Here is a 19,290-nt window from a genome sequence, read left to right on the forward strand (position 1 = left end):
TGCACCCTTTCTTTCAGGAGCGAACCGAGACACCGGTAAGTGCTGCGGATTCCCTAACGAGCACGGGGGTCGAGAGCGTCGCGCAGGCCGTCGCCGAAGAGGTTGAACGCCAGCACGGTGATGAAGATCGCCACGCCGGGCCAGAGCATGAAGTGCGGCAACGTGTAGAAGCGCGAGGCCTCGGAGAGCATGCCGCCCCAGGTGGCGGTCGGGGCGTTGATGCCGACCCCGAGGAACGACAGCGCCGATTCGAAGAGGATGTTCGTCGGGATCAGCAGCGTGGCGTACACCAGGATCGGTGCGACCAGGTTCGGCAGCAGCTCCCGGACCAGGATGTACGGGCCGCGCGCGCCGAGGCTGCGAGCGGCGTCGACGAACTCGCGCTCGCGCAGCGACAGCGTCTGCCCGCGCACGATCCGGCCGATGTAGGGCCAGTTGAAGAAGCCGATGATGAAGATCAGCATGCCGATCCGGACCATCTCCGGCGGCAGGCCGAGGATCGAGTCGGGCAGCACGCCGACCAGCGCCATCGCGAAGACCAGCAGCGGGAACGCCAGGAACACGTCCATCGCCCGGCTGATCAGGGTGTCCACCCAGCCGCCGAAGTACCCGGCGATCACGCCGAGGGTGGTGCCGATGAGCACCGACAGCACGGTGGACAGGGTCGCGATGAGCAGCGAGATCCAGGCCCCGGCGAAGATCCGGGAGAAGATGTCGCGGCCGTTGACCGGCTCCACGCCGAGCGGGTGCTCAGGGCTCATGCCGCCGAACGTGCCAAGCGGGACCAGCGTGCCGTTCTGGGTGTCGATCAGGTCCTGGTGGAACTCGTTGGGGTGCACCACGCCGAAGACCCGGTCGAGCAGCAGACCGGCGACGGCGAACAGGATGAGCAGGACGATCACCACGGCGCCGCCCATGGCGACCTTGTCGCGTTTGAGCCGCAGCCAGGCGATCTGACCGAGCGAGCGGCCCTGGATGGCCTTGCCGCTCATGCCGTGCAACGTCGCCTCCGGGTCCGCCGACGCGGCCGATCCGGTGACCTCGGGAGGAGCCGTCATGCCGCCGACCGCCCCGGTCCGGGCGCCTGCGCGACGAGTCGCCTACCGCCGTCGTTGGCGGTCTGCCGACCAAGTCGCGCGGATCGCTGGTAAGCCATCGCGCACTCCTCGTGTGTTCCGGAATCAGCTCAGGTCACTGGCTCCGGGATCGCACCATGTGGTGGCAGACCATAGCCGTTTCTGTGTGCACCCTTCAGCCACCGCAGGTCACGATCCGGCCAATAGCCGCACTCAGAATCACCAGGGCGCACATTTTCATGCACAGCGGGTGACATTCGGCGGCATCGTGTCCGCTGAACGGACGGCAGAGCGAAGTGAGCGGTCACACAGTCACAGTGATCGAGGCCCGGGACCGGGTCCGGTCCACGGCGAACCAGCCCGCCTCGAACCGCTGCCACCGCACCAGTTCCGCGCGACTGGACTCCCCGTCCCGCCGTACCGCGCGCGCGAGCCGCTCGGCGGGGTCGGGGAGGTCGCACCAGACCAGTTCGGACAGGACGTCCGCGATCGACCGCCGCCCGGCCGAAACCCCTTCCAGCACAAGCGTTCGCACCGGTTCGATGTCGACCCACTCGCCCGGCTCGGGGACGCCGTCGACCCACCGGGTACGCCGATAGCGACCAGGCCGTCCCATCGCGAACGGGACGAGGACACCCGTATGCAGTCGTGGCCACCAGGAGACCGGGTCATCCCAGGTGGCGAACTCGTCGGTGGACACGACGTGGGCACCGCTCAACCGGGACACCAGCGCGGCCGCCACCGTGGACTTTCCGGAACCGGATGGCCCATCCACGGCGACCAGCCGCACGCCGCCCAACCGGGCGGGCGCGCGCTCGATCCGCGCGGCGATGGAATCGCCGTCAGGCGTCATTTACCAGAATTACCAATTATTCAGACCGCGCGGCGACCGGAGAGGGCGCGGCCAAGCGTCAGCTCGTCGGCGAACTCCAGATCGCCGCCCATCGGCAGGCCGGAGGCCAACCGGGTGACGGTGAGCCCGGGGAAGTCGCGCAGCATGCGGACCAGGTAGGTGGCCGTGGCCTCGCCCTCGGTGTTCGGGTCCATGGCCAGGATGACCTCGGTGACCTCCTGCGCTGAGATCCGGGACAGCAGCTGCCGGATGCGCAGCTGCTCCGGCCCGATCCCGGACAACGGGTCCAGCGCGCCGCCGAGCACGTGGTAGCGACCCTTGAACTCGCGGGTGCGCTCGATCGCCAGGACGTCCTTGGGCTCCTCGACCACGCACACGGCGGTCGGGTCGCGGCGGGCGTCGCGGCAGATGCGGCAGGTGGCCTCCTCGGAGACGTTGCCGCAGATGTCGCAGAAGACCACGCCCTCCTTGACCTTCTGCAACGCCTCCTGCAACCGGGTGACATCGGCCGGTTCGGCGGCGAGCAGGTGGAAGGCGATCCGCTGGGCGCTCTTCGGACCGACGCCGGGGAGCCTGCCGAGCTCGTCGATCAGGTCTTGGACCGGTCCCTCGTACAACCGGACCTCACATGCCCGGCAGGCCGAGCCCGCCGCCCAGGCCGCCCGCGAGCGGACCCATCGTGTCCTCGGCCAGCTTCTGCGCGTTGCCGCTCGCGTCCCGGACCGCGGCGACCACCAGGTCGGCCAGCGTCTCGGTGTCCTCCGGGTCGACCACCTTGGGGTCGATCACCAGGGCCTTCAGCTCGCCTGCGCCGGACACGGTCGCGGTGACGAGGCCGCCGCCCGCGCTGCCGGTGACCTCGGCGTCTGCCAGCTCCTGTTGCGCGGCGAGCAGCTGTTCCTGCATCTTCTGCGCTTGGGCCAGGATCTGCTGCATGTCGGGTGCGCCGCCTCCAGGAAACACCGCGGCCCCTCTCGTCTCGGGTTGGTGCCACCTCCAGCTTAGATGCCCGCCACTGTGGCATCGTGGGCGCGTGCTGACTCGACGCGCGGCGGCCCTCGGCCTCGGCTGCGCCCTCGTGATCGCGTTGTCCGCCTGCGGCGACCAGTCCGCCGCCCCACCGGCCACGGCACCGACGGCGACACCCGGGTCCACCGCGGTGACCACGACCTTCACCACCGAGAACACGACCGCACTACCCACGATGGCCCCGTCGACAACCACGACGACAGTCCCGACGACCACCACGACCGCGAAGGCCGCGCGGCCGGTGGCGGCGGGGAAGACGGTGGTCCTCGACCCCGGCCACAACGGCGCCAACGCGAGCAACCCGGCGGAGATCAACCGCCTGGTCCCGGCGGGCCGCGGCCGCACGAAGCCGTGCAACACCACCGGCACCGCCACCAATGCCGGCTACCCGGAGCACGCCTTCACCTGGGACCTGGCCATCCGCGTCCGGGACGCGCTGACCGCTCGGGGCGTCGCGGTGATCATGACCCGGCCGGACGACAAGGGCATCGGCCCGTGCGTGGACAAGCGCGCCGCCATCGGCAACGACTCCGGCGCCACCGCGGTCGTCTCACTGCACGCCGACGGCTCCACCTCGGCGGGCGCGCACGGCTTCCACATCGCCTACTCCGCACCGCCGCTCAACGCCGCCCAGGGCGAGCCGTCCCTGCGACTGGCCCGGGTACTGCGCGACGCCATGGTGGCCGGGGGCCTGCCCACCTCCAACTACATCGGTTCCCAGGGCCTGTCCCCGCGCGACGACCTGGGCGGCCTCAACCTGTCGACCCGCCCGATCGCCCTGGTCGAGTGCGGGAACATGCGGGACGCGGCGGAGGCGGCGACGCTCTCCAGCCCGGCGGGACGGCAGCGCTACGCGGAGGCCATCGCCAACGGGATCCTCGAATATCTCGGCTGACCGCGCTGTGCCAAGGTTGAGATCATGGCCGGGATGCGGGTGCTCGACGTCGATGAACAGGGACGGCTACTCGTCGCGGTGACCGACGGTGACCAAGTTCGGCTGGTCGAGCTCGCCAAGGGGCGCCGCGCGGAACTCACCGCGGCCACCGGGCTGACCGCGGCGAAGTACCTGCCGGGGGAACGCCTGGTCGTGATCCAACACGGTGATCCGGCGCAGCTGAGCCTGCTGCGCGTCGGCAAGCGGATCACGCCGTTGATGGGGTCGACCGGACACGCCACCGAACTGCTCGGCGTCCTGCCGGGGCGGATCGTGTACCGCACCAACCGACGACACCGACTCCTCTACAGCATCGTCATCCGCAACGTGCTGTTCGGCGAAGAGGTCGCGGTCTATGACCGGGGCGGCGCGGTGATCGAGGCCGCGGTCAGCCCCAACAGCCGCTACATCGCGATCCGACTACCGCGCAAACTGGTGCTCGTGGACACCATGCCGGTCACCGAGGACGACCACGTCCGGCTGATCTCACCGGAACCCGCCGAACGCGGCAGGCGAAACCTGCGCTGGCTACCGGACTCCGCCCGTCTGATCGCCACCGAGTACGACGAGGACTCCACCCGGATCGTCCGCTACGACGTGGCAAGCGAAAGCTGGCACCCGGTCGCGGTCTCTCTCCCCACCAACAGCACGGGCTGGGTCGCCCCGGACGGCAGGCGAATCGCGATCGCGAGTGGAACGACCCTGATGTTCCACCAAACCGACAACGGCCGATTCCTCCGCTCGGCAGAACTCCCGGCCCCCATCGCCGAAGACGCCTTCCTGTGGTCCCCCGACTCCAGGTCGGTCGCCGTGAGCACGGTGACCGGCGAGATCGCCGTCGTACAGGCGGACTCCGCCGCCCTCACCCAGATCCCCAGCTGACCAAGGCCCACCCCGGAAACGACCCCAAGGCACGCCCCCACCCACCCGGGGGGCGAACCCGCCCAATACGGGTAACCCTAGGCGATCTTGAAAGTTGTCAATAGGCCCCGATCGGGGGCTGGGGACAACTTCCGGCCCCTGTGGACAACTCCGTCAGCGCATGATCATTCGACGGGTCGGGCGCCCAGCTTTTCCGCCAAGAGCTTCAACATCGCCTCTTCCGGATCCGGCTGCCGCGGTCCCGGATCATTCGGGTCCGGTTTCCGCGCCGCCTGCGCCATCATCTCTTCCTCGTCCTCCGGCTCCGGCGGCAACGGCACATCCGGTTCCGGCGGCTCCGGCGGCGGGGCCTCGTCCACCGGCGGACGAGCAGGCGCGGACGCCCGGCTCGGGGGTTCAAAGGTGCGCGTGGGCTGTTCCGGCGCGGGCCTGGCCGCGCGTGCGGGAGCGGCGGGAGCCGAGCCGGGTTCGGCGTGGATCACCCGAACCTGCCACCGGCCACCGAGGATCGCGATCATGGCCTGGGCGATGGCGTCCGCGTTGCGCGGCTCCGCCAGCCTGCGGGCCAGCGGTGCCGCCGGGTGCGAGATGACCACAGCGTCACCGTCGACCGAGTGGACTGTCGCGTTGGTCAGCATCGCTTCCGTGCTGCGACTGGCCTTGCGGACCGCGCCCAACAGCTCGGACCACACCCGCCGGACCCCCGCGGCATCCATCGCCCCGGGCGCGGCGGCAGCGACGGGCTCGGCAGCAGGCGGCTCGACCGGAGGAGCGGGTGTCGGCGCGGCAGGCCGAGGCGCCGCCACCGGGGCCGCGGGCTCGGCAGCCCGCTGCGACGGCCGGGTGATCACCGGACGAGGCCGCGACGGAGCCTGCTCGACCGGCGCACTCGGCGCAGCAGCAACCGGCCCAGCGGCAACCGGAACAGGGGCAGCAGCAACGGGAACAGGAGCAGCGGCAACCGGAACAGCACCAGCAGGCGCCGCCGTCATCCGCCGTTCGACCTGTTCAAGCCGCTGCAACACCGCCGAGTCCGCAGCCGCGTCCGTCGGCACCGCCGCGGGCAACAACATCCGCGCACACAACAACTCCAGCACCAGCCGAGGCGCGGTAGCACCACGCATCTCGACCAACCCGGTGTGCACGATCTCCGCGTATCGAGACAGGGTCGCCGCACCAAGACGCTCGGCCTGGCCCACCATCCGTGTCAGCTCATCGTCCGGAGCGCTGACCAGACCCCGACTCGCCGAATCCGGCACCGCGCGCAGCAACACCAGATCCCGCAACCGGTCCAACAGGTCGGACGCGAAGCGACGCGGATCGTGGCCTGCCTCCACCAGGCGGTCCACTGTGCCGTACACGGCTGCCGCGTCTCCCGCGCCCAAGCCGTCGACCATGTCATCGATGAGAGCGACGTCCGTGACGCCGAGTAGGGAAACCGCGCGGTCGTAGGTGACGCCTTCCGGTCCCGCGCCCGCCAGCAGCTGGTCCAGCACCGACTGCGTGTCCCGGGCCGAGCCGCCGCCCGCGCGGATGACCAGGGGGAACACCGCGGGCTCCACCTTGGCGTTCTCGGCAGCGCAGTTGCGCTCCAGCAGGTCGCGCATGGAACTGGGCGGGATGAGCCGGAACGGGTAGTGGTGCGTGCGGGAGCGGATGGTCGCCAGCACCTTGTCCTGCTCGGTGGTGGCGAAGATGAAGACCAGGTGCTCCGGCGGCTCCTCCACGATCTTGAGCAGGGCGTTGAAGCCCTGCGTGGTGACCATGTGCGCCTCGTCCACGATGAACACCCGGTAGCGGGACTGGGCGGGCGCGTAGAAGGCGCGGTCGCGCAGCTCGCGGGCGTCGTCGACACCGCCGTGGCTGGCCGCGTCGAGTTCGACCACGTCGACTGTTCCGGGGCCGTTGGGGGCCAGGCCGACGCAGGACGCGCAGACGCCGCAGGGCTCGTCCGTGGGGCCCTGCTCACAGTTGAGCGAGCGGGCCAGGATGCGCGCGCTGGACGTCTTGCCGCAGCCGCGCGGGCCGGAGAACAGGTAGGCGTGGTTGACCCGGCCTGCCGCTAACGCCGTGCGCAGCGGGACAGTGACGTGTTCCTGTCCGACGACCTCGGCGAAGGTCGCCGGCCGGTACTTGCGGTAGAGGGCGAGCGCCACGCCGCGACACTACCGGTCCGGTCCGACACCCCGACCGCTGGGAACGGGACGGGAATCGGACCAGGTGCTCGCGCGTTGACCCGGTACGTGCCCATCCCGTACTCGGTACTCGACCTCGCCCCGGTGGCCAACGGCGCCACCGAGACCGAAGCACTGCGCAACAGCCTCGACCTCGCCCGGGTGACCGAACGGCTCGGATTCCACCGGTACTGGGTCGCCGAGCACCACAACATGCCCGGTATCGCCAGCTCGGCCCCGGCCGTGCTGCTCGCCCATATCGCCATGGTGACCGAGCGGATCCGAATCGGTTCAGGCGGCGTTATGCTGCCGAATCACGCGCCATTGGTGGTGGCGGAGCAATTCGGGATGCTGGAGGCATTGCACCCCGGCCGGGTCGACCTGGGGATCGGGCGCGCGCCGGGGACAGACCAGGTCACCGCACGTGCGTTGCGCCGCACCGAGGGCCAGCTGTCCGTGGACGACTTCCCGGAACAGCTCACCGAACTGGCCAACTACTTCACCGGCCGGGACGCACAGGGCGTGACCGCCGTGCCCGCGCTTGGCAACCAGCCCGCCATCTGGCTGCTGGGCTCCAGCGGCTACAGCGCCCAGGTCGCGGGCTACCTGGGCCTGCCGTTCGCGTTCGCACACCACTTCAGCTCGGAGAACACGCTGCCCGCGCTGGCCCTGTACCGGGAGCGGTTCCGGCCTTCGGCGGTGCTGGCCGAGCCGTACGCGCTGATCGCGGCGAACGTGGTGTGCGGGGAGGACGACGAGACCGCGCACCGGCTGGCCGCGCCCGCCGCGCTGCAGTTCCTCCAGCTGCGCAAGGGCAAGCCGGGGCGGCTGCCCTCACCCGAGGAGACCGACGAGTACCCCTACTCCGACCTGGACCGGCTGTTCATCGCCGAGCGGCTGGACAGCCAGGTCATCGGTGGCCCGGACACGGTCCGCGAGCGGCTGGCCGAGCTGGTCGGGAGCACCGGCGTGCAGGAGCTGATGATCACCACGAACGTGTACCGACACGCCGACCGGGTGCGCAGCTACGAGCGGGTGGCCGAACTGGTCGGCCTGCGCCCGGCCGCGGTGGCCTGACGGGGACCCCGAAAAAGAAGGGGACCCCGCGCACCTGCCAGAGCCCGCTTATCCTTGCTGCCTTCCGGCCCTGGGGAGGTTCGCGAGATGAACACCGCACGGGGTCCGCGTCCAGTGTAGCGGGAGCGCGGCCGCGCTTCCGCATGGGACCTCAGTACCGACGCAGCCAGGCGCTGGCGCCACTGCCCGCCGCCTGGATCAGGCTGATCACCGGCATGACCGACAGTGCGAGCGCACCGACGATCATCACGCCCTTGGCGCTGGAGACCTCCGCGATGCCCAGGCTCGGGATGGCCGCGAACACCACGATGTAGAACAGTCCGATCACGATCTCCAGAATGGCGCCGCCGATCATCAGGCCCCGCCCGGTGCCCTTGATCAGCTGCATCCCGCCCATGATCAGTAAGACCGCGCCGACCAGCTGCACGATGATGAGGACGTAGCCGAAGCCACCCGCCTCGCCGTCGGTGCGCTCGGACACGTTCAGCGTGCCGAACAGCATGATCAGCGTGATGATCGCGGTGATGCCCGCCTGGATGAACCCCAGTACGGCGGACGAGGTGACCGAGCCGGGCCGGACGTGCGGGCCCGCGCCCGGGGCTGCCTGCGGGGCGGCCGGGAAGCCACCGGCTTGCGGATACCCGCCCTGCGGGTAGCCTTGTGGTTGCTGAGGGTATTGGGGCATCTGTGGGTTGTAGCCGCCGTGGTCCTGCGTCATGACGCTCCTCGCGATTTCCGACATCGGCGTTGTCAGCCAGAACATCGTTGCTGGCGGGCGATTGTGACAGGTAACCCGATGGTCGTTTTCGACAAGAATTGGACACCACCCCTGATGTGATCCAACTCATGTCGACCGGAACGCGGCGGTAGCCTGTACGCCTGCCGTCGAGCCACGGGGAGCGCGCGGTGCCGCACACCAGGGACCTGCACACGAGCATCCTCGTCATCGACGTCGAGGGCTACGGTGATCCCCGGCGCACCGACCGGGACCGGGCCATCGTGCACGCCGGCCTGTACGAGGTGCTGACCAGGGCGCTGCGCCGGTCCGACCTGCCCTGGGGCACGCACGAGGACCGCGGCGACGGGCTGTTCATGCTGCTGCCCGGGGTGCCCAAGGTGGAGCTGGTGGCCTCGCTGCCGCACGAGCTGGCCGCCGCGCTGCGCGAGCACAACGCCGATCACGGCCCGGCCGCGCGGATCCGGCTGCGGGTCGTGGTGCACGCGGGCGAAGTGGACGACGACGGTCGCGGAAAGATCGGGACCGATCTCAACCACGCGTTCCGGTTGATCGACGCGACCCCGGTGCGCGCCGCGCTGGCCGACTCGCCGGGCGTGCTGGTGTTCGCCGCGTCGAACTGGTTCCACGAGCACGTCGTCAAGCACCACCCGGCGGCCAACCCGGGCATCTACACCCCGCACCCGGTGCGGCGGAAGGAAACCCGGAGCACGGTGTGGATCAGCGTCCCGGACCACCCGTGCCCGCATCCGACGTTCACCCTGCCGCGGCTGCGGATCCCGCGACCGGTCCTGCCGACATTCACGCTGCCCAGGGTGCGGTGGCCGCCGGTGGTCCTGGTGGGACTACTGGTGCTGTCGTTGACGACCGACGTGCTGGCGGGTGCGGCACTGCCGGTGGCCGAATGTGTGGCGCCCATCCAACTGAATGTGCTGACCTCCACCGAGATGGCGCCGACCCTGCGGCAGCTGGCGGTCGACTTCGAACGCGAGGCCGCGCGCAGCAGCGACGAGGGCGGCTGCGGGCAGGCGCGCGTGCACATCCAGGCCGAGACCTACTACCACTCGGTGGAAGCGCTCGGCCGCGGCTGGTCCGGCCGCAACGACGCGCGCGACCACGGGCCCGAGCCGCACGTCTGGATCCCGGACTCGACCCTGGACGTCGAGCACGTGCGGGCCCGGCTGGCCCGGTCGCCCGGACCGGGCGCCACCCTGGACGCCCGCCCGGGGATCGCCGAGTCGCCGCTGGTGCTGGCCGCCCCGGAGGACTTGGTGCCGGACCTGCGCACCGACGGGAAGTACTTCACCTGGGCCAACCTGGACCGGGTCGCGGGCGGGGACGCGCCGTTCACCCGGCCCGACCCAGCGAGCTCGACCGCGGGCATGCTCGCCACCATCGCGCTGTACCAGTACCGGCTGGACGTCCCCGCGCTCACCACGGCGGTGCTGGCGCGCGACGATGTGCCCCGGGTGACCCACGATGTGGAGATGAAGGTCGCGAGCCCGGCCGACCAGGGCAGCGGAGACCTGTTGTGTACCTTGCGCTCCAGCCCACGGCGGGCGGCGGCGCTGGTGTCGGAGAAGAGCGCCGTGGACTACAACCAGGGCGCACAGCTCAACGACCAGTGCGCGGCGGGCGACCACCCGGACCCGCTGCGGCTGCTGTACCCCAGGGACGCGACGCCGGTCCTGGACTACCCGTTCGTCGTCGTGCGCTGGGCCGACCGCCCCACCAACCGTCAGCGCGGGCAGGTCATCGACCGGTTCGCCGACTACCTGCGTGGTCCGGCCGCGCAGGCGACGTTGCGCAACAACGGTTTCCGGGACGTCAACGGCCGCCCCGGGCATTTCGTCGGGCCCGCCGCCGAGTCCCCGGTCCCGCTGCCGATCGACCCGAGTACCGACTACCAGGCGGTGTACAACGCGGCGATCGACGCCCGCTGGCCGACGCGGACCCTGCTGGCGGTCGACACCGCGCCGTCAATGGGGACACCGTTCGGCGCGGGCAGCCGGTTGCAGGCGGCGACCGGGGCACTGTTGAACCTGCTGGGCCTGTTCGGAGACCACGACGCGGTCGGCCTCGACGCGGGCGCGACCCAGGTGCCCATCGCCGCCGACCCGACCCCGCTGAGCGCGGCCCTGCGCGGCATCACTCGCCCCGCGACCGCCATCGGCAACGTCTACACCATGCTGTCGTCCGGAATGGACAGACTGCGCGCGGGCGGCGACCAGCCCGGCGGACACGACTTGCTCGTCCTGCTCACCGACGGCGCGAACACCGACGTCCGGCTGGTCGACCTGGCGGCACTGCGTGAACACCTGGCCGTCCAAGGCGCGCGCGACACGCGGCTGCTGGTTGTCACCTTCGACCAGGACACCTGCGCCCGCGCCAAGCTCACCGACCTCGCCGAGGCGACCGACGGCCAATGCGTGGCGATCACCGACCCGAGCGGCCTGGACCGGCTGCCGGACCTGGTCGCGGCCGGACTGTGGCGTCAGGACTGAGTGGCTGCACGTCAGGATCGGAGGGAACGGATGGGCAGGCTCTCCCGGGTGGCGCTGGTGCTGCTGGCGGCCGCGGGCACGGTGACCGGATGCGCGAACCCCGCGAACGAGGACGACCGGCTGGACTCCCGCGGCCCGATCACCTTCGTGGACAGCTTGGACCTGACCGAGGGCAAACAGGTCGAACAGCTGGTGGAGCGGTGGAACAACGGGCGTGGTTTCAAGGAGCCGGTGACCTTCATCGAACAGTCCCGCGAATCCGACGCCCTGCGCGCGTCGTTGATGGCCACATCGCAGGACGTCGCACTGGCGGGTGAGCAGACACGATGCAACGACGTGATGATGCTCGACACTGTGTGGACGTCGGAGTTCGCGCGCGCGGGTTACCTGCAACCATTGAACGGCAAGGACTTCGGTATAGACCGGTTCCTGAGCACACCGGTGCGCAACGCGACTCTCAACGGCACACTCTACGCGATCCCCGCCCGCTCGGACGCAGGGTTGCTGTTCTACCGCAAGGACATCCTCGACGCCGAACACCTCACGCCACCGCGCACGTGGGCGGAACTGCGGCAGATCTCCCAGCAGCTGATGCCCAAGTACCACATGGACGGTTACGTAGGCCAGCTCTACCGCTACGAGGGCCTGACAGTGAACGCGCTGGAGGCCATCTGGTACACGGGCGGCGACCTGGTCTCGGCAAACGGCGAACAGGTCACCGCCGACTCCGCCGAGGCGAAGCGGGGCGTGGCCCTACTGTCCGACGGCCTACGCGACGGCTGGATCCCGCGCGCGGCCACCGGGTTCACCGAGGAGGACAGCAGGCGGTACTTCCAGGAGGGCAAGGCCCTGTTCATGCGGAACTGGCCCTACACCTGGCCCCGACTCGCCGCCCCGGACTCGCCGGTGGCGGGCCGATTCGGCGTCACCAGCCTGCCCGGCCCGAGCGCCCTGGGCGGCTGGAACATCGCCATCTCGCCGTGCTCACGACACCAGCAGACCGCCCGAGACTTCATCCGCTTCTACACGGAAGAAACCCAGCAACGCGTGCTGTTCTCCCGCGGCGGATACGCCCCGAGCCTGCGCAGCCTCTACAGCGACCCCGTGCTGCGCGGCCAGTACCCGTACCTGGAGGTGCTTGGGCAGAGCATCGAACACGCCCGGGACCGGGGCCGCATCCCGGACTACGACCGCATCACCGGCGTCGTCCAGGAGGACCTGTACAGCGCACTCGACCGAGCCGAACGAGTGGAACCGGCCATGGACCGACTGGCCGAGGAAATCCGCGCCACCCTCCACGGGAACCATTGACGCCACGCCGCGATCGGCCCGCTACCTGTCGTGATGGGTTTCGTTGCGGCCACAGTCCATTCCGCCCGAATACGCACCAGGTCGGCGACGCTTTCGCGGTCGCGCCGTTCGGCCGGTCAGTTCACGTGCACTCTCAGCCTTCGAGCAGCGCCGCGGCGTGGCGCTTGAGTGGTTCCGCCAGGTCCGGATAGTCCCCGCCTTCAATCCGGCGTGAAAGTCGGGCAATGACATAGAGCTGAGCGAGGCGACCGACAGAGGTTCCAAGCACATCGGCGTAGACCTCCCGTACCCGCTCCGCAGTCTCGGGCACCAACAGGCTGTAGGACAGCAGCGTCGCGGCATCGGTCCCGACTGGCCCCCGCCCCCACAGCTCCCAATCCAGCAAGCCGAACTCGGGGCATAGCAGGTTCGCCCAATGCAGGTCGCCGTGCACCGTCTCCCAGGTGAGCACCGTGGGGTCAATGGCGTGGCCGAACCTCTGTGCAAGCCGCTCGGTGACCTTCTCCTGCGTGCTGTTGACCCGCTCGGTACGCATCGCCGCAACGGTGTCGGTCGTGCGGCGAAGCTCTGCCCACCACTCGTCCGGGAAGTCGACCGCGGCACGCAGAACATCGGTGGGCGAACAGGGACAGCCAGGCATCCGTGTCATGATCTCGGCCCGTTGCAGCCGCCACTCTTCCCACTCGACCATGTCGAGGACCTGCGGCTTGGCGAGGTCAGTGAACACGTTGGCCGCGAGGTTGCCGGTCCAGTGGTTGCCGCTGGCCCATCGTTGATCTTCGGATGCGACCCGCAGCCAGTAGTCAGCGCCGTTCTTGGTGACCGGTGCACTAACGGTCCGTCCGATCCAGCCGAGCAATGGCTCACCGGTTACGGTCACGCCGAAGTGCTTGGCGGCGCGGTCGAGGTTCTCGCGCATCCATTGCCGGAACCGGGCGTCGGCATCACCGGTGTCGGTAGTCACGTGCACCTCTACTTGTTGGTGACGTAGCGCAGGTAAGCCTCTGGCGTGTTCATGTACCGGCGCCAGTGGTCCACCAGGGCGAGGTCTTCCCACTTGGTCCGTTGGAACCCGTCGTCGGTCACCTCGATGATGTCAGCGCCAGGCGTCGCGGCGAGGACGGGCGAGTGGGTCGCGCAGATGACCTGTGCGCCGGACTCGCCGAGGTCGTACAAGAGGTTGACCAACCGCAGGCATGAGTTGAACGAGAGCGCGGCCTCTGGCTCGTCCATGAGGTAGAAGCCCGGTTCCTGGAACATGGCGGACAGCACGGTGAGGAATCCCTCGCCGTGGCTCATCGCGTTGGTGTCCTCTTCCCAGTAGCCGCGCATCCCGCTGACAGCCTCCATGAACCCGAACGCGGTCTCGGCACGGAGGAAGTACCCACGCCGCTTGGTGCGGGTCCCGCTCTTGTGACGGGCGCCCGTGCTGGTGGTGTCCCACCGAAGCAGCTCACCAAGCGGCGTCTTGGGGCGGTCGTTGACGTACTTACGCCCCGCTCGCCCGCCGCGCGCGTCCAAGCCCCATGCCTCGGCGAACCCCTCGACCAGGGTGGACTTGCCCGAACCGTTCTCACCGACCAGGAAGGTGATCGGCCGCTCGAACTCGATGCCCGTTTCGGCCAACTGCGCCACGCACGGCACGGTCAGCGGCCACGAGTCAAGCACCTCGTCAGACTGGAACTCGTCGGGTATGTACGCACGGCGGGCGAGCATGGCGTGTCCTCGGTTACTCGTACTCGGTCGGGACGCACTTACCCGAGGGCGTGCAGTTGCCAGCAGGGTTGCACGCCGGACTGCAACTCGGGCCGCACTGCGGGTCGCACATCTTGGGCACACACGGGAAGCTCGGCCCACTGGCGAACTGCTTGACCAGGGTAGCCGTGGTCTGCCGCATCCGCGGCCCGGTCAGAATCTCAGCGAGTGGCGCCGTTAGCACGTTGCCGACCGGCAGCCACCGGGAGAACACGCAAGGCCACACGGAGCCGTCCGGCGCCACCGCGGCCTTGCCCTGACCGCAGCCCCCACACAGTTGAGACGGGTCGGGCGCCGCCGTACCGCCGCGGCCGACTCCACGCAACCGGTCGACGCGCACCTCGCCGACGAATCCCAGCGAGGCGAGTTCGTCACGAGCCTGACTCACGCGCTGCCCGTCGCTGATATCGACAACCCCCACACGCAAGGGGATGGACCGTCGCACCGCCTCGGCGATGTTGGCCCTCGTGCGCTGGTGGCTTCCCCGCCCCATGGTGATCTTCTCGTGCTCGGCGGCGCTGTCGCTGTAGTAACTCGTTGCGAGCTGCACGCCCCTCCGCTCGAAGAGGCTCCACAGGTCGGGTGACACGTGCACCAGGTTACTGAACACCTCGACCTTCATGCCGAGCCCGCGCGCCTGTCGCACGTAGTCGGGAAGCGATCGGTTCAAGGTGGGCTCCCCACCGATGAACTGCACCATCTCGACCCCAAGGCCAGCGGCTTGTTCGATGACGCTCGTCCAGTCCCCCGGTGCCATCGCACCATCGGTACCGCCTGGCCCGGACTCCGCGTAGCAGTGGGTGCACTGGAGTTGACACCTTCCGGTAATTTCCAGCCAGAGGAATGACAAATTTCTCAACTCAACCCCTCGATCTAGTTGGCGTAATTCTGTCGAATCAATTATCCCGTCCGGCCGTCAACGGAATGGGCAAGTTGCCGGACGAGACAAGAATCAGCGAGTCCCGACCAAGCTCGCGGGAGCTTGTTCCCCATCGCGCGATCCCATGCGCGCCACTGCGGCCAGAAAGTACGGCCTGACTAGCGAAGGCTCACCCTCTGGTGGTTCTGCCACAGCCGGAGTGTGCGCGGCTGGCAAGGTTGGCCAGGCCGGTGCAGTCCGCTCGCGCCAGCTCTCTTCTCGGTGTTCTGCCAGCCGAAGAGCCGCTTGCCGCCGAACAGTCTCGATGGTGACGGCTGCGCCGACCGGGCTGCCGTGCTGACCGGTCGATGGTCGCAGGTAGTAGACGGGCAACACCATCGCAAGACAGAACACAAACATCACCACAGCCAGAAACCGCCAGTAGTACATCTATTCCCCCAGTGGTGAAATGATCAAACGCGAGGCGTTGTTATAGCTTTTCGACGCCAAGAGGCAGTCAACCGCCGCATCAAAAGAAGTTGCGCCGGTGCTGGTGCGAGTTGTCGAATGGGTTCGCCCAATCGCGCCTACTTGGTACGTTTGCCGCGAACGCGTAACCGCCGACGTCGTCGACCTTCAAGGAGTGCAGCCCGGAGACGCACATCCCCGTGTCCATGAACAGTAGGGAAATCGCTCGATCTCGGAGCGAGAGAAGATCTTTTCCGGAGCAGGTCAGCAACAGGTTTGCGTGGTCCGCATCCGACAGTAGGTCGGTGATCTTCTCATCAAAGCTCGGTGGCTCGGTCGGGTCCATCGGATTTGGTTGCCCGCAGAGATGTGCTTGCGCTTCACGAGCCATTTGAAGAGCACCCGCAAGTTCCGATAGTGGTGCGCAGCATTCGCCGCCGACGTCGCCTTGATGATGCCGACGATGAACAGTTCGACGTGGAACGTCGTTACCCCGTTCGGGTCAACGTCGTACCCTTGGTCCTCCAGCCACCGCGCCCACCGGCGGGCGGTGCGCAGGTACCCCCCGATCGTGTGTTCCGATCGGCCCTTCGACGCGAGCGACGTCTCCCACAGCTCGCACAGCATCGCCCAGACCGGGGCATTGGTACAGGTCACGGCCATGTCTCAAGCTCAGCAATCGTGTCGTCACCGAGCGCCGTGCTAGCTCAGGACTCCCCGTGCGAGCCACCCCCGACCCCCCGTTTTGGGTGGTCAGGCTCCCTTCCGGTAAGCTCTCCGGCGGAGGATTCGCATAGTGGCCTAGTGCGCACGATTGGAAATCGTGTTGGGTGTTAAAACCCTCGCGGGTTCAAATCCCGCATCCTCCGCCACTACCAGCGGAAACGCCGGTCACCAGCAGGTTCGGTGACCGGCGTTTCCGTATCTAGGTCTCAATCCGGGGCTCATTAGCCCCGTTAGGGCTGGATCACTACCTCTTCCAGGTCGTCGTCTCCATCATCGTCATCGTCCCCAAGCAACCCCCACATCCGATCCCCCACCTGGTCCGCGACCGCATCCACGAGGTCGCCACCAACGTGCAGATAGCGGCTGGCCGCAGCGGTGTTCGACCAGCCCATGAGCTTCATGACCACCGGTAGTGGCACACCGAGGATGAGCAGCATCGTCGCGGCGGTGTGGCGGGCATCGTGCAACCGAGCATCGCGCACACCCGCATCATGAAGCAGCTGCTTCCAGGCCCGGAAGTCTTCAGAGAACTGGATCGGGCCGCCCGTCAGGTTGGTGAACACCAGGTCCAGGTCCTGCCACTGATCCCCAGCGGCCTCCCGATCGGCATCCTGTAGCCGCCGATGATCGTCGAAGACCATACAGATCTGGTGGGCGAGGCCAACGACGCGCCGCCCGGCTCTCGACTTGACCGGCGCGAGCACCAAACCACCGCCATGCCTGTCTGGGCATTTCCGGGCCGGACCGGTGCCGCAGGCGCCAGCACAGCCGTGCTGCCAGCGTCGTTGTTGGAGCCCGAAACGCACCTTGAGGCGACCGCGACCGAGTCTCTTTGAGCAGTCCTCACCAGCGCATTCGGTTCGGCATCGCGACTGCTCGCCACAACCGTGGCTCCACTGGATCTCGATTTCGCGCCAACGCAGTCCGAGCGCTTCCCCGCGCCGTAGCCCCACGGCCAATGCAACGATAAATCTCGCCTTCCTACGCTTCCTATTCGGGTTGGCCGCCGCACGTACGATCTTGACTATTTCAGCGTCATTGAACGGCTCGATTTCCTCCTCTTCCACCTTCGGCGGACGAGCTATCAACGCGGGGTTGTCGGTGACGTAGCGGCACCGCGTCCAAGCCTCCTTTAGTGCTACACGGGCAGTCCGGTGCACCAAGTGGGCCGTCGCCGGTTTCAGACCACCAGCGATCATCTTGCTGTACAGGTTTTCCAGGTGCTCAGGTTGGAGCCTATCCAGCCAGTGGTCCCCGACACCAGGGATGAGATGGTTGTACACAGAGGACCGGTAGCCAACCATTGTCGTCGGCCGAACTGTTGGTGCGGCAATCTTCTCCACCCAGTGTTCGAACCATGCCTTTGCCTTCCACCGCTGTCCAACCTTGGAAACCCTTCCGCTATCCCGCTGTTTTTCCAACTCGCGGACGGCTTTGATCACCTCACCCTCGGTTGCGCGTTTGACGTGCCGCCGGTCGGGTTTGCCGTCGTCTTTGACGCCCATGGTGACGCGGCCGTGCCATTTCTTGTCGTATTCGCTGTAGTAGATGCTGCTGGCGCCGTTAGGCGCACGGGTGCCCTCGGGGCGTTTCTTGCGTGGCATTGGGAGTCCGTTCTATCGCGGGTTTCGGGTGTCGCGTCCGTGGCCTGGGCGGCTCGGGTCAGCGGTTGGCTGGTTCCCGGGCCGGGTCGGTTGGTGGCGGCGGGGAGGGACGCGGCAGTGGGGATGGGGGCGTGTTTCCGGGCTGGTGGGCTGTGTGGCCGGGGGGCGCTGTCTGCCTCCCTGGCCTCCCTGTCGGGGGTGTTTGTGCTGTTGAGGGTGGGGAGGCAGGGGCAGGGAGGCGGGTAGGGAGTTCTCCCTGTCTGCCTGGTGGCTCCCTGCTGGTCTCCCTGTCACGTCCCTGGGGGGTGCGGGGCGTTCGGCGGGCCGGTTGCGGTGGCGTGGGGAGGGAGCGGGCGGGGGAGCAAACCCCGGTTTTCGGGGGTTCGGCCAGCGGCGGGGGAGATGGTGTTGATCTTCCCCGGGTGGTGTTGTGCCTGGTGAGGGCGGGGAAGGTGGGTGGGGAAGCAGGAGGGGATTTTCCCCCCGGTTCGGGTGCTTCCCCACCTGCTTCCCCGTGTTCTTCCCCGCTGTGTGCGGGGTGGTGTCAGGCGGCTGGCTGGCGGCTGAGCCGTTGGGTGAAGGTGGTGAGGGCGTCGTGAGGGACGCGGCGGAGGCGTCCGATGCGGACGGTGTGGATGTCGCCGGTCTTGATGAGCGCGTACATGCGGGTGCGGCTGATGGACAGTTGCGCGGCGGCCGCTTCGACGGTGTGCAGGACGCGGGCGGCGGGGGTAGTGGTGTCCACTGTGGAGATTCCTTCCGGTCGGTGCGGGCGGGGGTGTCGAGCGGTCCGGCGGGTGGTGCGGCCCGGGGAACGCGGCGGGGTGCCGCTAGGTGCTAGGGCGCTGGTGGTGGCGGGTGCGGGCCGCTAGTGGGGGTGCTAGGTCTAGCGGGGCGGGCCGCTAGGTCTAGCGGCTCCTGCGCGCTCTCCCCGGCCCGGCACGCGGGGGGCGGGGTAGGGGTGGAGAGTGACAGGTCAGGGGCGGTGTCACGAGTCGTGACAGGTGCGTGACACCGGTCGTGACAGGGGACGTGACACTCGCGTGAGGGGTGCCGTGACAGTCGCGTGACAAGATCATCCGGGGTTCTCCTGGTTCTCTACGCGCAGCCGCGCGCGGGAAGCGGTCGGGCGGGGTGCCCAGGGCTTGTTCGGGGCGGTTTTCGCGGGCCGGCGGGAGGGGGTCCCGTGGGTCCCGTTGGCGGTGTTCGTGCTGGTCGGGGCGCGGGAGTCCGGTACGGGACCGGGGCGGGACTAGTCCCGTACCGGGGGCGGGGGTCCCGTGCGGGGTCCCGCGTGTCCGG

Annotated in this window: 18 protein-coding genes, 1 tRNA gene and 1 other RNA gene; 6 read left to right on the forward strand and 14 right to left on the reverse strand. The window is 68.6% G+C overall.

What is annotated here, in order from left to right:
• Positions 1–53: 53 nt before the first annotated feature.
• The 4 genes from C503_RS0119680 to C503_RS0119695 form a co-directional block, all read right to left on the reverse strand.
• A complete protein-coding gene (locus C503_RS0119680) occupies positions 54–1,058 on the reverse strand; it encodes an ABC transporter permease (protein ID WP_018683938.1) in 1,005 nt (334 codons plus the stop codon).
• A 322-nt stretch (positions 1,059–1,380) separates the two neighbouring features.
• Positions 1,381–1,929: a uridine kinase family protein gene (locus C503_RS0119685; protein WP_018683939.1), complete on the reverse strand. Its 549-nt coding sequence runs from the start codon at positions 1,927–1,929 to the stop codon at positions 1,381–1,383.
• A 20-nt stretch (positions 1,930–1,949) separates the two neighbouring features.
• A complete protein-coding gene (recR, locus tag C503_RS0119690) occupies positions 1,950–2,546 on the reverse strand; it encodes a recombination mediator RecR (RefSeq protein ID WP_018683940.1) in 597 nt (198 codons plus the stop codon).
• A 7-nt stretch (positions 2,547–2,553) separates the two neighbouring features.
• On the reverse strand, positions 2,554–2,865 hold the full coding sequence (locus C503_RS0119695; RefSeq protein WP_018683941.1) for a YbaB/EbfC family nucleoid-associated protein: 312 nt from the start codon (positions 2,863–2,865) through the stop codon (positions 2,554–2,556).
• Between the two features lie 97 nt (positions 2,866–2,962).
• Here C503_RS0119695 and C503_RS0119700 point away from each other — a divergent pair, with 97 nt between their 5' ends.
• Together C503_RS0119700 and C503_RS0119705 are read left to right on the forward strand one after the other, a co-directional pair.
• Positions 2,963–3,853: an N-acetylmuramoyl-L-alanine amidase gene (locus C503_RS0119700; protein ID WP_018683942.1), complete on the forward strand. Its 891-nt coding sequence runs from the start codon at positions 2,963–2,965 to the stop codon at positions 3,851–3,853.
• Positions 3,854–3,877: 24 nt separating this feature from the next.
• On the forward strand, positions 3,878–4,774 hold the full coding sequence (locus tag C503_RS0119705; RefSeq protein ID WP_018683943.1) for a hypothetical protein: 897 nt from the start codon (positions 3,878–3,880) through the stop codon (positions 4,772–4,774).
• Positions 4,775–4,938: 164 nt separating this feature from the next.
• Here C503_RS0119705 and C503_RS0119710 read toward each other — a convergent pair whose 3' ends face one another.
• Positions 4,939–6,930 carry a DNA polymerase III subunit gamma and tau gene (locus C503_RS0119710; RefSeq protein ID WP_018683944.1) on the reverse strand — a complete coding sequence of 664 codons (1,992 nt, stop codon included), beginning with the start codon at positions 6,928–6,930 and terminating at the stop codon, positions 4,939–4,941.
• Positions 6,931–7,005: 75 nt separating this feature from the next.
• On the opposite strand from C503_RS0119710, the gene C503_RS0119715 reads away from it, so the two are divergent.
• Entirely contained in the window at positions 7,006–8,025 is a 1,020-nt protein-coding gene (locus tag C503_RS0119715; RefSeq protein ID WP_018683945.1) for an LLM class flavin-dependent oxidoreductase, read from the forward strand.
• A gap of 15 nt (positions 8,026–8,040) precedes the next feature.
• Here C503_RS0119715 and ffs read toward each other — a convergent pair.
• Both ffs and C503_RS0119720 read right to left on the reverse strand, forming a co-directional pair.
• An RNA gene (gene ffs, locus C503_RS44065) (signal recognition particle sRNA small type) lies at positions 8,041–8,135 on the reverse strand.
• 41 nt (positions 8,136–8,176) lie between these two features.
• The gene (locus tag C503_RS0119720) at positions 8,177–8,743 is read right to left on the reverse strand and encodes a hypothetical protein (RefSeq protein WP_018683946.1); all 567 of its coding nucleotides are present in this window, start codon (positions 8,741–8,743) and stop codon (positions 8,177–8,179) included.
• A 188-nt stretch (positions 8,744–8,931) separates the two neighbouring features.
• Between C503_RS0119720 and C503_RS43445 the strand changes: the two genes are divergently transcribed.
• Positions 8,932–11,265 carry a vWA domain-containing protein gene (locus tag C503_RS43445; protein WP_018683947.1) on the forward strand — a complete coding sequence of 778 codons (2,334 nt, stop codon included), beginning with the start codon at positions 8,932–8,934 and terminating at the stop codon, positions 11,263–11,265.
• 30 nt (positions 11,266–11,295) lie between these two features.
• Positions 11,296–12,576: an ABC transporter substrate-binding protein gene (locus tag C503_RS0119730; RefSeq protein ID WP_018683948.1), complete on the forward strand. Its 1,281-nt coding sequence runs from the start codon at positions 11,296–11,298 to the stop codon at positions 12,574–12,576.
• Between the two features lie 133 nt (positions 12,577–12,709).
• On the opposite strand, the gene C503_RS0119735 is transcribed toward C503_RS0119730, so the two are convergent.
• From C503_RS0119735 to C503_RS48895, 5 genes are all read right to left on the reverse strand, one after another.
• Positions 12,710–13,540 (reverse strand): phosphotransferase, encoded by an 831-nt coding sequence (locus C503_RS0119735; protein ID WP_018683949.1) that lies wholly within the window; start codon positions 13,538–13,540, stop codon positions 12,710–12,712.
• Between the two features lie 8 nt (positions 13,541–13,548).
• Positions 13,549–14,292 (reverse strand): AAA family ATPase, encoded by a 744-nt coding sequence (locus C503_RS0119740; RefSeq protein ID WP_018683950.1) that lies wholly within the window; start codon positions 14,290–14,292, stop codon positions 13,549–13,551.
• 13 nt (positions 14,293–14,305) lie between these two features.
• Positions 14,306–15,190 (reverse strand): radical SAM/SPASM domain-containing protein, encoded by an 885-nt coding sequence (locus C503_RS0119745; RefSeq protein ID WP_026316492.1) that lies wholly within the window; start codon positions 15,188–15,190, stop codon positions 14,306–14,308.
• A gap of 529 nt (positions 15,191–15,719) precedes the next feature.
• Positions 15,720–16,004 (reverse strand): hypothetical protein, encoded by a 285-nt coding sequence (locus tag C503_RS46840; protein WP_169514559.1) that lies wholly within the window; start codon positions 16,002–16,004, stop codon positions 15,720–15,722.
• A complete protein-coding gene (locus C503_RS48895; protein WP_026316493.1) occupies positions 15,923–16,321 on the reverse strand; it encodes a phage integrase N-terminal SAM-like domain-containing protein in 399 nt (132 codons plus the stop codon). Before C503_RS48895 ends, C503_RS46840 begins: the two co-directional genes overlap by 82 nt.
• A 119-nt stretch (positions 16,322–16,440) precedes the next feature.
• Here C503_RS48895 and C503_RS0119755 point away from each other — a divergent pair.
• Positions 16,441–16,530, forward strand: a tRNA-Ser gene (locus C503_RS0119755).
• An 84-nt stretch (positions 16,531–16,614) separates the two neighbouring features.
• Here C503_RS0119755 and C503_RS44070 read toward each other — a convergent pair.
• Together C503_RS44070 and C503_RS0119765 are read right to left on the reverse strand one after the other, a co-directional pair.
• Positions 16,615–17,988 carry a tyrosine-type recombinase/integrase gene (locus tag C503_RS44070; protein WP_033400810.1) on the reverse strand — a complete coding sequence of 458 codons (1,374 nt, stop codon included), beginning with the start codon at positions 17,986–17,988 and terminating at the stop codon, positions 16,615–16,617.
• 544 nt (positions 17,989–18,532) lie between these two features.
• Entirely contained in the window at positions 18,533–18,733 is a 201-nt protein-coding gene (locus C503_RS0119765) for a helix-turn-helix domain-containing protein (RefSeq protein WP_018683367.1), read from the reverse strand.
• Positions 18,734–19,290 lie beyond the last annotated feature (557 nt).

Source organism: Actinokineospora enzanensis DSM 44649 (assembly GCF_000374445.1).
GTDB lineage: Bacteria > Actinomycetota > Actinomycetes > Mycobacteriales > Pseudonocardiaceae > Actinokineospora > Actinokineospora enzanensis.

Coding starts and splice junctions, on each gene's coding strand:
- C503_RS0119680 (WP_018683938.1), bottom strand. CDS start 1,058: ATGACGGCTCCTCCCGAGGTCACCGGATCGGCCGCGTCGGCGGACCCG.
- C503_RS0119685 (WP_018683939.1), bottom strand. CDS start 1,929: ATGACGCCTGACGGCGATTCCATCGCCGCGCGGATCGAGCGCGCGCCC.
- C503_RS0119695 (WP_018683941.1), bottom strand. CDS start 2,865: ATGCAGCAGATCCTGGCCCAAGCGCAGAAGATGCAGGAACAGCTGCTC.
- C503_RS0119705 (WP_018683943.1), top strand. CDS start 3,878: ATGGCCGGGATGCGGGTGCTCGACGTCGATGAACAGGGACGGCTACTC.
- C503_RS0119720 (WP_018683946.1), bottom strand. CDS start 8,743: ATGACGCAGGACCACGGCGGCTACAACCCACAGATGCCCCAATACCCT.
- C503_RS0119730 (WP_018683948.1), top strand. CDS start 11,296: ATGGGCAGGCTCTCCCGGGTGGCGCTGGTGCTGCTGGCGGCCGCGGGC.
- C503_RS0119740 (WP_018683950.1), bottom strand. CDS start 14,292: ATGCTCGCCCGCCGTGCGTACATACCCGACGAGTTCCAGTCTGACGAG.
- C503_RS46840 (WP_169514559.1), bottom strand. CDS start 16,004: ATGGACCCGACCGAGCCACCGAGCTTTGATGAGAAGATCACCGACCTA.
- C503_RS48895 (WP_026316493.1), bottom strand. CDS start 16,321: ATGGCCGTGACCTGTACCAATGCCCCGGTCTGGGCGATGCTGTGCGAG.
- C503_RS44070 (WP_033400810.1), bottom strand. CDS start 17,988: ATGCCACGCAAGAAACGCCCCGAGGGCACCCGTGCGCCTAACGGCGCC.